Consider the following 11,828-nt stretch of genomic DNA (forward strand, 5'->3'; position numbering starts at 1 on the left):
CCCCGAGCAAGAAGGAGCAGCCTTGTCCGTGCGCGCAGTCCGCGGAGCGACCCAGCTCGTCGAGGACACCCGCGACCAGATGCTGGAGCGGGTGGCCGAGATGGTCACCCAGGTGATGGTGGAGAACGAGCTCGAGGTGGACGACTTCATCTCGGTGATCTTCACCGCGACCTCCGACCTGGTCTCGGAGTTCCCGGCGTACGCCGCCCGCCGGCTCGGCTTCGGCGAGGTCCCGCTGATCTGTGCTCGCGAGCTCGAGATCGAGGGCTCGATGCCGCGTGTGGTCCGGATGCTCGCGCACGTGGAGACCGACCGCGCCCGCGCCGACGTGACCCACGTCTACCTGCACGGCGCCGCGGCGCTGCGCTCCGACCTGACCAAGGTCCGGTCGCTGCCCGATGAGTGAGGACGCCGCCACGCGGCTGCTGACCGGCCCGGTCCACGTCATCGGAGCCGGGCTGCTGGGCACCTCGATCGGGCTGGCCGCGTCCCGGGCCGGGCTGACCGTCTGGCTCAGCGACGCCAACGCCGAGCACGTGCGCACCGCGATCGGCCTCGGCGCGGGGCAGCACCCGCCGGCGGGGGAGACCGCCCAGCTCGTGGTGGTCGCCGTGCCGCCGCTGCACATCGCCGAGGTCGTCGCGGACTCGCTCGCCGGGGGCGCGGTGGTCACCGACGTCGGCAGCGTGAAGGCGCTCCCGCTCGACCAGGTCGCCGACCGGGTCGACGACGCGGCGCTGCGCCGCTACGTCGGCAGCCACCCGATGGCGGGCAGCGAACGGTCCGGTCCGCTCGCCGGCAGCGCCGCGCTCTTCGACGGCCGCCCCTGGGCGATCACGCCGCACGTGCACGCCGACCCGGCGGCGGTCCGCCTGGTCGAGGAGCTGGTGGACCTCTGCGGTGCCGTCCCGGTCCGGCTCTCGCCGGTCGAGCACGACCTCGCCGTGGCCCGCACCTCGCACCTCCCGCACCTGCTCGCGGTGCTGGCCGCCGGACAGCTCACCGACGCCGTACCCGAGCACCTCACGCTGTCGGGGCAGGGGGTCCGCGACGTCACCCGGGTCGCCGGTGGGGATCCCGAGCTGTACGGCCAGATCATCCGCGGGAACCGCGCGACCGTCGCCGACCTCCTCCGCGAGGTCCGCGGCCAGCTCGACGACCTGATCGCGGCCGTCGACGACGCCTCCGGCGATGCCCTGGAGACCATCCTGGACCGCGGCGTCGCCGGCACCCAGGTGATCCCGGGCAAGCACGGCCGGCCCGCGCTGGAGACCGGACAGGTCTACGTCCTGGTGCCCGACCACCCGGGCGAGCTGGCCCGGCTGCTCGTCGAGATCGGCGAGATCGGCGTCAACGTCGAGGACCTGCGCATCGACCACGACCCGGGCCGTCCGTCGGGTCTGGTCGAGCTCCAGGTCGAGGCCGGCGCCGCCGAGCGCCTGCGCGCGGCGCTCGAGGACAGGAACTGGACAGCGCACCGTTAGGCCCGCTCCGCGGCCGCCGGTAGACTTCCTCGGTCACGGAGGACCGTGACACCGAAATCTTCAAGGTCAGGAGCCTCTCCCGTGAGCAACGCCGTGGTCGTGGCGATGGACGGTCCCTCGGGGTCCGGCAAGTCCAGCACCTCCCGCGGGGTCGCCGACCGGCTCGGGCTCCGCTACCTGGACACCGGCGCCCAGTTCCGGGCGATGACGGCCTGGATGCTCGGCCACGGGGTCGACGTGCACGACGCCGATGCCGTGGCGGCGCGCGCGGGGGAGCCCGTGATCGTCTCCGGGACCGACCCGCTGGCACCGACGATCACCCTCGACGGCGCGGACGTCGCCGTCGAGATCCGCTCGGAGGCGGTGACCGCAGCGGTCAGCCCGGTCGCGACCGTTCCCGCGATCCGGACCCGGCTGCTGGAGCTCCAGCGCCGGATCATCGCCGACGCACTCTCCGACGGTGGCATCGTCGTCGAGGGCCGCGACATCGGCTCGGTCGTCTGGCCCGAGGCCGAGGTCAAGCTGTACCTGACCGCCGACGCCGCCGCCCGGGCCGCGCGGCGCAACCTCGAGAACGGCACCGGGACCGTCGCCGCCACCGAGGTCGAGCTGCTGCGCCGCGACGCGATCGACTCGAGCCGCGCCGCGGCGCCGCTCGTCGTCCCCGAGGGGGCGGTCCACCTGGACACCACGCCGTACGACCTCGACCAGGTCATCGACCTGGTCGTCGGGATCGTCGAGCAGACGGTGGGTTCGAAGGCCGCACGGTGACCGCGTCGGTGAACGAGGCGTACGCCGGCCTGCCCCGGACCGACGACGTCCCGCACCCGCGCCGGTTCCTGCTGCGGCGGGTGCGCGGCGCCTTCGCGGCGTTCGCGCGGCACCGCTGGGACGTGGAGGTCCACGGTGCGGAGAAGGTGCCCGCGGACGGTCCGGTGATCTTCGCCGCCAACCACGTCGGCTTCCTCGACGGCCCGCTGCTGGCGATCGTCGGACCGCGGCCGGTGCACGCGCTCACCAAGAGCGAGCTGTTCACCGGGCCGCTCGGCGCCTTCCTGGTCGCGTCCGGACAGATCTCCCTGGTCCGCGACCAGGTCGACCCGCAGGCGCTGCGCACCGCGCTGCGCGTCCTGCGCGACGGCGGCGCGGTCGGCATGTTCCCGGAGAGCACCCGTGGCGCCGGGGACGTGGAGCACGCCGCCGGGGGAGTCGCCTACCTGGCGCTGGCCTCGGGCGCACCGGTGGTGCCGACGGCGTTCCTGGGGACCCGCCTCGCGGGCTCGGCGAGCACCTTCGCCCCGGCAGGCAGCCGGCTGGTGATGAGCTACGGCGACCCGATCGCGGTGTCGCGGCAAGATTGGCCACGACGCCCGGCCGAGGTCCGCGACCTCACCGAGCAGATCCGCCTGGCGCTCGTCGCCACGGTGCGGTCGGCCGAACAAGCAACCGGGATGCGGCTGCCGGGACCCCTCCCGGAAACCGCACCCGAGGACAGCAAGGAAGAGCAGTGACAGAACAGGCAGAGGTCCGGACCCCGATCCTGGCCGTGGTCGGCCGCCCGAACGTCGGCAAGTCCACGCTGGTGAACCGGATCATCGGACGCCGCGAGGCCGTCGTGGAGGACAAGCCCGGGGTGACCCGGGACCGGGTCTCCTACGACGCCAACTGGAACGGCCGGGCGTTCACCGTCGTCGACACCGGCGGCTGGGACCCGGACGCCCGCGGCCTCGCCGAGCGGATCGCCGCCCAGGCGGAGGTCGCGGTGTCGCTGGCCGACGCGGTGCTCTTCGTCGTCGACGCCACCGTCGGCATCACCGACGCCGACGAGGCCGTCGTACGGATCCTGCGCAAGAGCGGCCGGCCGGTCGTGCTGGCCGCCAACAAGGTCGACGACCAGCGCACCGAGACCGAGGCGTTCGGGCTGTGGAACCTGGGGCTCGGGGAGCCGTTCCCGATCTCGGCGCTGCACGGCCGCGGTTCCGGCGACCTGCTCGACGCGATCCTCCAGGCGCTCCCGGAGACGCCGGAGGAGACCCTCGGCGAGGAGATGGGCGGCCCGCGCCGGGTCGCGATCATCGGCCGCCCGAACGTCGGCAAGTCCTCGCTGCTCAACAAGCTCGCCGGCGAGGAGCGCGTGGTCGTCGACGACGCTTCGGGCACCACCGTCGACCCGGTCGACGAGCTGGTCGAGCTGGGTGGCCGGACCTGGAAGTTCATCGACACCGCCGGCATCCGCAAGCGCGTCAAGACCGCCTCCGGGCACGAGTACTACGCCTCGCTGCGCACCGCCACCGCGATGGAGCGGGCCGAGGTCGCCGTGCTCGTCATCGACGGCAGCCAGTCGATCTCCGAGCAGGACATGCGGATCATCCAGACCGTCCGCGACTCCGGCCGCGCGCTGGTGATCTGCTTCAACAAGTGGGACCTCGTCGACGACGAGCGCCGCTACTACCTGGAGCGCGAGTACGAGCGCGAGCTCGTCCAGGTGCAGTGGGCGCCGCGGATCAACCTGACCGCGCGGACCGGCTGGCACATCGACCGGCTGGTGCCGGCGCTGGACGCCGCGCTCGCCGGCTGGGAGACCCGGATCTCCACCGGCCAGCTGAACGCCTTCCTGGGCCGGCTGGTCGCCGAGCACCCGCACCCGGTGCGCGGCGGGAAGCAGCCGCGGATCCTCTTCGGCACCCAGGCGCAGTCCTCGCCGCCGACGTTCATCCTGTTCACCTCGGGCAAGCTCGACGCGGCGTACGAGCGGTTCATCGAGCGTCGCCTGCGCGAGGAGTTCGGCTTCGTCGGGACGCCGATCGCGCTCTCGGTCCGGCCGCGGGAGAAGCGCAAGCGTTGAGGCGCCTGCTCGCCCTCGGCGCGGTCGGTACGGCCGCGCTGCTCGCTGCCGTCGTCGCGACCGTTCCGACCGCGGCGCGGCCGTCGTACGCCGCCGGGCCGCGCCCGCTGGCCGGGACGAGCTGCCCGGTGTTCCCGCAGAGCAGCTGGTGGCACGCCGACGTCAGCCGGCTCCCGGTCGACGCCCGCAGCCGCACCTGGCTGTCGCACATGTCGACCGGCCGGAACCTGCACCCGGACTTCGGTCCGTCGTACGGGGACGGGCCGGACTACGGAATCCCGGTCACGGTCGTGAAGGGCACCCACCGGACCGTGCGGGTGCGGTTCGACTACGCGAGCGAGAGCGACCGGGTGCGGTACCCGTTCGGGCGCGACACCCGGATCGAGGGCGGCCGCGGCTCCGACGGCGACCGGCACGCGGTCGTGGTGAACCGGCGGACCTGCCGGCTCTACGAGACCTGGGCCACCCGCACGGTCGCGGGGAAGTGGCGCGCCGGGTCCGGGGCGACCTGGTCGCTGCGCAGCAACCGGCTCCGGCCGGACGGCTGGACCTCCGCCGACGCGGCCGGGCTGCCGATCCTGCCGGGCCTGGTCCGCTGGAGCGAGGTCCGCGCGGGCCGCGTCGACCACGCGATCCGGTTCACCACCGACGTCACCAGCAACCACCACCTGTGGCCGGCCAGGCACCACGCCGGATCGACGAACAGCTGGGCGTACCCGCCGATGGGAGCGCGGTTCCGGCTCAGGGCGTCGTACGACGACACGCACCTGGGCGCCCGGGCCCGCGTCGTCGTCCGGGCGATGAAGCGCTACGGGCTGGTGCTTGCCGACAACGGGTCGCCGTGGTTCTTCCAGGGCGAGCGGAACGCCGCCTGGCCCGACCAGCTGGTCGAGGACCTGAAGAAGATCCCGGCGTCGGCGTTCGAGGCCGTCGACACCCGGTCCCTGCGCTAGATGTGCCCTGACCGCAGTTCCCGCGAGCGCGGGTCAGCAGGTCGCCTGGACGTCGTCGACGAGGGTCTGCACCGCGGTCACGAAGGTGGACAGCGTCGTGCCCACGGCCGCGACCGCTGCCGCGCTCGGGTCCTTCACCGCGTCCGTGACCCCGGCGCGCAGCGCGTTCAGCGCCGACTCGACGCCGTCGATCTGGGTCGCGAACTGCGAGTTCGCCTCCTTCTTCACCGTGGTGAGGTCGCCGCGGATGTTGTTCAGCGCGCTCTCGAGGTCGTCGAGTGCGCTCCCGGAGCCGACCTTGATGTCCTTCAGGCCGGCGATCGAGTCCTTGAGGTCGTTGACGTCGCCGCAGACTGCCGGCTGGTCGTTGCCGCCGCAGGCCGTCAGGGTGGCGGCGAGCAGGAGCCCGCACAGGGCGGTGGCGGGTACGTGGAGCCTCATCGGTACCTCCGGGGTCGCGGGTTCCCATCGCACGCCGTCGCGGCGGCGGGCGCATCACCCGAACCGTGCGAACTGTCCCGGTCGCACCCCCGGGAACGCTGATGAACGCAGAAGGACGCCGCCTCACGGCGACGTCCTTCCGGTGTTTCTCGGTCGGGCTGACAGGATTTGAACCTGCGACCCCTTGACCCCCAGTCAAGTGCGCTACCAAGCTGCGCCACAGCCCGAGTGCCCGCGCGAGCGAGCGCCCGAAGACTATCGCAGGCGTGTCCGGGAGTTCGAATCGGGCCACTACGCTCACCGTGTGACCGGCTGCCCGGGGTTCTCGTGCTGACGGCGATCGAGGAGTCGCTGCCGATCGCGGTCGGGCTGGCGCTGGCCTCGGTCCCGATGCTGCTGATCACCGTCACGCTGGTGATCAAGCGACCGCTGCGGCACTCCTGGGCCTTCCTTGCCGGGTGGCTGCTCGGGCTGTTCGTGGTCGGCGGCGCGGTCGTGCTGGCCGCGGACCTGCTGATGCTCGGCGACGAGCCTGCCGACTGGGCGGCGTACGTGGAGATCGTGCTCGGCATGGTCCTCCTGGTGCTCGCGGTCACCCGCTGGCGGAAGCGTTCGGCACCCGCGGACGACTCCGGCCCGAGCCTCCTGGACCGGGTGGTCGACGGTGACGTGCGCCGGACCTTCGTGACGGGCTTCGCCCTGGCGGCGGCCAACCCGAAGAACATCGTCATCGTCGCCGCGGGCGCCACGGTGATCGCCGACACCACCGCGTTGGTCGCGGAACAGGCCGGTGCCCTGGCGGTCTTCGTCGTCGTGGCCAGCCTCGGCGTCGCCGTGCCCGCCCTGGTCCGGATGGTCCTCGGGCGGCGGGCGGCGCCGGTGCTCGCCCGGGCGGACGTCGCGATCACCCGGCACGCCGAGGCGATCGTCGCGGTCGTGTTCCTGGCGCTCGGCGTGGTGGTCCTCGTCAAGGGCCTCGGCGGTCTGTGAGCGCACCGGCGCCGGTAGCCTCCTCGCATGACCGCTCCGAACGCCGTCGCCGACCTGCTCGCCGGTTTCCCGGTGGCCGTCGAGATCCCGGTCGCCTGGGGCGACATGGACGCGATGGGGCACGTGAACAACACCGTCTACTTCCGCTACTTCGAGACGGTGCGGATCGCTGCCTTCGGCCGCCTGGGGCTGGCCGACATCGCCGCGGCCGAGGGCGGGGTCGGGCCGATCCTGCACTCGGCGAGCTGCCGGTTCCGGATCCCGTTGACGCACCCGGACACGGTCACCGTCGGTGCCCGCATCAGCGACATCACCGAGGACCGGTACGTGATGACGTACCGCGCCGTGAGCCACCAGCACGAGGCCGTCGCCGCCGACGGCGACAGCCTGATCGTGATGTTCGACTACGTCGCCGGCACCAAGGCGGCGATCTCCGACGCTCTCCGGGAACGGCTGGTCGCGCTCGCCGGCTGACCCGAACCGACCGTTGACACCGCTCTCGGCCCGCCGCCAGAGTGTGGTCCATGATCCGTCTCCTGGAGGGCATGCCGGCCGGCGTACTCGGCTTCGAAGCGGTGGACGACGTCGAGAAGGAGGACTACGAGAACGTCCTCGTCCCGGCGATCAGCAACGCGAAGGCAGCGCACGGCAAAGTCCGGATGGTGTACGTCCTGGGGCCTGAATTCGACGAGTACGAGGGCGAGGCGGTCTGGGAGGACCTCAAGCTCGGGGTGAAGAACGCCGCCTCCTTCGAGAGGGTGGCGCTGGTGACCGACGCGCGCTGGGCCGGTCCGGCGCTCAAGGTTCTCAGTGCGCTGTGGCCCGGGCAGATGAAGGCGTTCCCGCTCGCCGACCTACCGTCGGCGAAGTCCTGGGCCGCGGGAACGGACTGAGATCCCCGTGCGGTCGGCTCTGCGCGTCGTCGCGCTGCTCACGGTGGCGTGGCTGCTGGTCTCCTGCGGCAGCGGGGACGGGGAACGGCCCCGGCCGACGCTGACCGGCGTCCCGACGCCGACCCGCACCCTGCCGACCGCGGGCACGAGTCCGACCGAGAGCCCGACCGGTACCGAGTCGGCCGCACCGGCACCGACGCCGAGCTCCGAGGCCCCGACCCCGAGCGAGACGCCGACTCCCACTCCCACCCCGACCCCGACACCCACGCCGACACCCACGCCGACGCCCACGCCGACCCCGACCCAGAAGCCCACGCCCACCCCGACTCCGACCCCGACGCCGACCGAGACCCCGACCGAAACCTCGGGCCCGGTCGAGACGATCACCCCGACGCCCAGCCCGACGCCGACGGCCGCACCGACCGAGCCCGCCTCCGCGGAGACGGAGTCCGACGGGGTCGAGCCGTGGATGTGGTGGCTGCTCGCGGCGCTGGCGATCGCAGCCGCCGTCTCCGTGCCGCTGCTGGTCGCCGCCTCGCGCAGGCGCGCCTGGTACCGCGACCTCGCCGACGCCGAGGCGGAGGTCACCTGGTTCGCCCGGGTGCTGCTCCCGCAGCTCCGGGCCGCAGGGTCGGCCGACGGGCTCCAGGACGGTTGGCGGGTCGGCGCGGCCCGCGTCCAGGACGCCGAGGCCGCGCTGGTGACGTTGGTGTCCACCGCCCGCGACGACGCCGGGCGCACCCGGGCGACCAGCCTCCTCGACGTGACCAGGTCCTCGCAGGCGCGGATCCAGGAGCTCGCGTCGACCCGGGCACCCGACGTCACCGCGGACCTCGACGCCGTCGCTGCCAACCTGGAGGCGGCACTCCGACCGCCGGCGCCCGAGACCGGTCCTGCGGCCGGTCCAGTGGCGCAGTGACGCCGGTTCAGGCGCCGCCGAGGCCGTTGAGCAGCAGGAAGAAGATCACCACGCCGACCAGCGCGGTGACCACCCCGAGCGCGGCCCCGACGAGCAACCGCCGGCGGGTCGAGGAACCGGTCCGGGTCAGGCCGGGAAAGAGCATCGACACGCCCGCGCCGAACGCGCCGGTGACGGCGACCTGGACCGGCAGGATCCAGTTCTCGGTGCCCTGCCCGTCGAGGAAGTACGCCGTGACCGGGAGGCTGAGCAGGCCGAGCACCAGCATCAGGACCAGGGCCACGGCTCGTTGCACGACCGCGAGCCTAGGGCCTTGAGCGCCGGGGCCGCGCTGTTCTGGGGCGGGTTCTCCTCGGCCTCGCTCTACCTCGGCCAGGCGCTGGCCGGGTCAGTCGGCCGTTCCCGCCGGGCGACCGGCCTGATGATGGGCTTCGGGGCGGGCACGATGATCAGCGCGCTCGCCTACGAGCTGGTGCCGGAGTCCTCGCTCGCCGCCGGGACCGGGCTCGCTCTCGCCTTCGTCGCCGGCGCGCTCGTCTACTACGTCGGCGACCGCGTCATCGACAGCAACGGAGGCGAGGAGCGCCAGGCGATCGGACAGCCCGACAACGAGGGCTCCGGCGCCGCGATGTTCCTCGGGGCACTGCTCGACGGCATCCCGGAGGCGTTCATCCTCGGGCTCACCCTCGCGCTCGGCGGCTCGGTGAGCGTGGCGTTCCTGGCGGCGATCTTCGTCTCGAACATCCCGCAGGGGCTCGCCGGGACCACCAGCCTCGAGCACGCCGGCTACAGCCGCCGGAAGATCACGGTGATGTGGGGTGCGCTGACCGTCACCTGCGCGTTCGCCGCTCTGCTCGGGTTCGTGCTCGCCGACAACCTGTCCGGGGCCGCTCCGAAGGCGGAGGCGTTCGCCGGGGGAGCGGTGCTGATGATGCTGGCCGACTCGATGATGCCGGAGGCGTTCGAGCACGGCGGCCGCGCGGTCGGGCTGGCCACCGTGCTCGGCTTCCTCGTCGCCGGGCTGCTCAGCGTGGCGGGTTGAGGTCCGGACCCAGGTCCGGACCCAGGTCCGGACTCTGGTCCGGACTCTGGCCCCGCTACCTCGGCCGAGGGGATAGCCTCCCGGCGTGCCCTGGTCCCGCCGCCTCCTCAACCGCGCCGTGCTCGCCGCCTCCCGCTGGGTGGAGCGCCACGGTGCGATCCAGCCCGGCACCGACCTCGCCGACGCGTTCGGCACCTTCGGCGCCGGCAGCTTCGTCGCGCACCCCACGGCCACCCTGTACGGCGCCCGCTCGATCCACATCGGCGAGGACACCCTGATCGGCAAGCACTGCTCGCTGCTGGTCGGCTACGCGCCCGACGACGTCGACCTCCCGGAGCGCGGGCTGGTGATCGGGGACCGCTGCGTGATCGGAGCGCGGAACGTGTTCACCGCGCACGAGTCGATCGAGATCGGCGACGACGTCTGGTTCGGGCAGAACGTCTTCATCTCCGACGCCAGCCACGGCTACCAGGACCCGGAGACGCCGATCGGGGTCCAGCTGGGCCGGCACCAGTCGGTCGTCGTCGGGTCGGGCTCCTGGATCGGCCACGGCGCGATCCTGCTCCCCGGCACGAAGATCGGCCGCAACGTGGTCGTGGCGGCCGGCTCGGTCGTCCGCGGCACGATCGAGGACCACGCCGTGGTCGCCGGCGTACCCGCCAAGCCGGTCCGGCGCCTGGTCCCGGGGGTCGGCTGGCTCTCCGCGACGGGCACCGACCTGCGGCCCGCCTGGACCACCGAGCAGGTGGCGGCGATGCTCGCGGGCGCCCCGGAGCCGCCGGCGCCGCCGCTCCCGGTCCGGCTGCCGTGGGACGACGAGCCTCAGCCGGCGACCGGTTCCGTCCAGCCCTGACCCGGGCGCAGCGCGATCAGCTCGCAGTCCGGCGCCTTCTCGCGCAGCGCGTCGGCGAACTGCACGAACGGGCGCTCCATCCACGGGCGCCCCATGAAGGGCGGGTGCAGCGTGCCCCAGTGGACGGCGACCGCGTAGCGGGCACCGAGGATGCGGCACGCCTCCGCCGCGTCGGCCCCGTCCATGTGGCCCTCGGACAACTTCGGCCCCCAGCCGCCGATCGGGACGACGGCGACGTCGATCGGCCGGTCCGCGATCTCGGGCAGGTCGGCGATCTCGTCGAACAGGCTGGTGTCACCGGCCAGCCAGAGCGTCCGGTCGGAGCCGCGGACCAGGTGACCGTTCACGCCGTTGGGCCGGTGCGGCATCGGGCGCGCATGGTGGTCGGCCCGGGTCAGGTGCACCTCGACGGGGCTGTCGCCCACCCGCTGCCAGCCGCCGTCGATCCCGAGTGCCCCGACGATGCCCTTGCGCCGGAGCCAGGTGGCGTTCTGCTCCGCGGTCAGCACCGGGACGCCGGGCATCATCCGCAGCGACCGGATCTCGGCGTGGTCGTGGTGCAGGTGCGAGATGAGGACCGTGTCGGTGCCCTCCCACGCACTGCGCTCCGGCGGTGGGCCGAGACGGCGCAGCGGGCCGTTGTTCTTCAGCAGCAGCGGGTCGGCCGTGATCCGCACCCCGTCCAGGTCGAGCACGACGGAGGCGTGCCCGAGCCAGGTCAGCGCGAGCGGTGCCCTACCGCTTGCCGAGCTCACACCTGCGCAGCCTTCTCCAGGGAGGCCTTGCGCAGCCGCAGGGCGGCGATCACGGTCACCAGGCCGTAGCCGATCAGCCAGACGCAGGTCAGCACCACGAGGAAGGTCAGCGACTGCGCCGGCCGGACCCACAGGAAGATGCCGGCCACGATCAGCACCAGTCCGCCGACGATGCCCCAGATCCGCTCGATCGGACCGGTGATCCAGCACTGCACGACGTCGGCCACGCCGGCCACGATCAGGACGATCCCGACCAGGGTGCAGACGGCGCCGACGGTCCGGGTCGGGTCGAAGAGGAAGAGCACGCCGACCACCACCGCGAACAGGCCGGCCAGCGCGCCGACCAGCCGCGAGCCGCTGTGCAGCGAGGACGGCGCGAAGGAGAGGAGCAGCTGCCCGCAGCCCCAGACGATCAGGTTCAGCGCGACCAGCAGCGCGACCACCTTGACGGTCTCGCCCGGCCAGAACGCCAGCACCAGGCCGAGGACCACGCTGACCACGCCGAGGGCGAGCAGCACGCCCCAGAAGTCGGCGATGGTCTTCGTCGTCACCACCACCCGGGCGCCGAGGTCGCTCTGGTCGTGGGGGTGCGGGGTGTCGGAAAGATCGCTCATCAGGCCTCCTCCGTCCCAGGATGTCGCGCACCGCGCCCC

The 11,828-nt window shown here is 73.1% G+C and carries 16 protein-coding genes and 1 tRNA gene; 12 read left to right on the plus strand and 5 right to left on the minus strand.

The window, feature by feature from the left end:
* Positions 1-28 precede the first annotated feature (28 nt).
* From aroH to AB4Y76_RS13720, 6 genes are all read left to right on the plus strand, one after another.
* Positions 29-406 carry a chorismate mutase gene (gene aroH / locus AB4Y76_RS13695; RefSeq protein ID WP_441926238.1) on the plus strand — a complete coding sequence of 126 codons (378 nt, stop codon included), beginning with the start codon at positions 29-31 and terminating at the stop codon, positions 404-406.
* Complete coding sequence (locus AB4Y76_RS13700; RefSeq protein WP_441926145.1) at positions 399-1,484, plus strand: prephenate dehydrogenase; 1,086 nt, start codon at positions 399-401, stop codon at positions 1,482-1,484. Before aroH ends, AB4Y76_RS13700 begins: the two co-directional genes overlap by 8 nt.
* 81 nt (positions 1,485-1,565) lie before the next feature.
* Positions 1,566-2,255 carry a (d)CMP kinase gene (gene cmk, locus AB4Y76_RS13705; RefSeq protein ID WP_441926147.1) on the plus strand — a complete coding sequence of 230 codons (690 nt, stop codon included), beginning with the start codon at positions 1,566-1,568 and terminating at the stop codon, positions 2,253-2,255.
* Positions 2,252-2,995, plus strand: coding sequence for a lysophospholipid acyltransferase family protein (locus tag AB4Y76_RS13710; protein ID WP_441926149.1), 744 nt, complete (start codon positions 2,252-2,254; stop codon positions 2,993-2,995). The genes cmk and AB4Y76_RS13710 overlap by 4 nt, the downstream gene beginning before the upstream one ends.
* Positions 2,992-4,329 carry a ribosome biogenesis GTPase Der gene (gene der / locus AB4Y76_RS13715; protein WP_441926151.1) on the plus strand — a complete coding sequence of 446 codons (1,338 nt, stop codon included), beginning with the start codon at positions 2,992-2,994 and terminating at the stop codon, positions 4,327-4,329. Before AB4Y76_RS13710 ends, der begins: the two co-directional genes overlap by 4 nt.
* Positions 4,326-5,282, plus strand: a complete 957-nt coding sequence (locus AB4Y76_RS13720; RefSeq protein WP_441926153.1) for a hypothetical protein — start codon at positions 4,326-4,328, stop codon at positions 5,280-5,282. Before der ends, AB4Y76_RS13720 begins: the two co-directional genes overlap by 4 nt.
* 33 nt (positions 5,283-5,315) lie before the next feature.
* On the opposite strand, the gene AB4Y76_RS13725 is transcribed toward AB4Y76_RS13720, so the two are convergent.
* Positions 5,316-5,723: a hypothetical protein gene (locus tag AB4Y76_RS13725; RefSeq protein WP_441926155.1), complete on the minus strand. Its 408-nt coding sequence runs from the start codon at positions 5,721-5,723 to the stop codon at positions 5,316-5,318.
* 153 nt (positions 5,724-5,876) lie between these two features.
* Positions 5,877-5,950: transfer RNA gene (locus AB4Y76_RS13730), tRNA-Pro, on the minus strand.
* A 100-nt stretch (positions 5,951-6,050) separates the two neighbouring features.
* On the opposite strand from AB4Y76_RS13730, the gene AB4Y76_RS13735 reads away from it, so the two are divergent.
* Genes AB4Y76_RS13735 through AB4Y76_RS13750 form a run of 4 tightly spaced genes read left to right on the plus strand, consistent with a single transcriptional unit; the run spans position 6,051 to position 8,525 of the window.
* Positions 6,051-6,713: a GAP family protein gene (locus AB4Y76_RS13735; RefSeq protein WP_441926157.1), complete on the plus strand. Its 663-nt coding sequence runs from the start codon at positions 6,051-6,053 to the stop codon at positions 6,711-6,713.
* 27 nt (positions 6,714-6,740) lie between these two features.
* Entirely contained in the window at positions 6,741-7,187 is a 447-nt protein-coding gene (locus tag AB4Y76_RS13740; protein WP_441926159.1) for an acyl-CoA thioesterase, read from the plus strand.
* A 50-nt stretch (positions 7,188-7,237) separates the two neighbouring features.
* A complete protein-coding gene (locus tag AB4Y76_RS13745) occupies positions 7,238-7,606 on the plus strand; it encodes an STAS/SEC14 domain-containing protein (protein WP_441926161.1) in 369 nt (122 codons plus the stop codon).
* A gap of 7 nt (positions 7,607-7,613) precedes the next feature.
* A complete protein-coding gene (locus tag AB4Y76_RS13750) occupies positions 7,614-8,525 on the plus strand; it encodes a hypothetical protein (protein ID WP_441926163.1) in 912 nt (303 codons plus the stop codon).
* 7 nt (positions 8,526-8,532) lie between these two features.
* Here the strand turns inward: AB4Y76_RS13750 and AB4Y76_RS13755 are convergent, their stop codons facing one another.
* Positions 8,533-8,820, minus strand: coding sequence for a hypothetical protein (locus AB4Y76_RS13755; RefSeq protein WP_441926165.1), 288 nt, complete (start codon positions 8,818-8,820; stop codon positions 8,533-8,535).
* An 18-nt stretch (positions 8,821-8,838) separates the two neighbouring features.
* Between AB4Y76_RS13755 and AB4Y76_RS13760 the strand changes: the two genes are divergently transcribed.
* Both AB4Y76_RS13760 and AB4Y76_RS13765 read left to right on the plus strand, forming a co-directional pair.
* Positions 8,839-9,567, plus strand: coding sequence for a ZIP family metal transporter (locus AB4Y76_RS13760; protein WP_441926167.1), 729 nt, complete (start codon positions 8,839-8,841; stop codon positions 9,565-9,567).
* An 85-nt stretch (positions 9,568-9,652) separates the two neighbouring features.
* Positions 9,653-10,420 (plus strand): acyltransferase, encoded by a 768-nt coding sequence (locus AB4Y76_RS13765; RefSeq protein WP_441926169.1) that lies wholly within the window; start codon positions 9,653-9,655, stop codon positions 10,418-10,420.
* On the opposite strand, the gene AB4Y76_RS13770 is transcribed toward AB4Y76_RS13765, so the two are convergent.
* On the minus strand, positions 10,390-11,175 hold the full coding sequence (locus AB4Y76_RS13770) for an MBL fold metallo-hydrolase (protein ID WP_441926171.1): 786 nt from the start codon (positions 11,173-11,175) through the stop codon (positions 10,390-10,392). The two genes, AB4Y76_RS13765 and AB4Y76_RS13770, sit on opposite strands and share 31 nt — an antisense overlap.
* A complete protein-coding gene (locus tag AB4Y76_RS13775; RefSeq protein ID WP_441926172.1) occupies positions 11,172-11,789 on the minus strand; it encodes an HdeD family acid-resistance protein in 618 nt (205 codons plus the stop codon). Before AB4Y76_RS13775 ends, AB4Y76_RS13770 begins: the two co-directional genes overlap by 4 nt.
* Between the last annotated feature and the right edge of the window lie 39 nt (positions 11,790-11,828).

The organism is Marmoricola sp. RAF53 (assembly GCF_052114005.1).
GTDB lineage: Bacteria > Actinomycetota > Actinomycetes > Propionibacteriales > Nocardioidaceae > Marmoricola.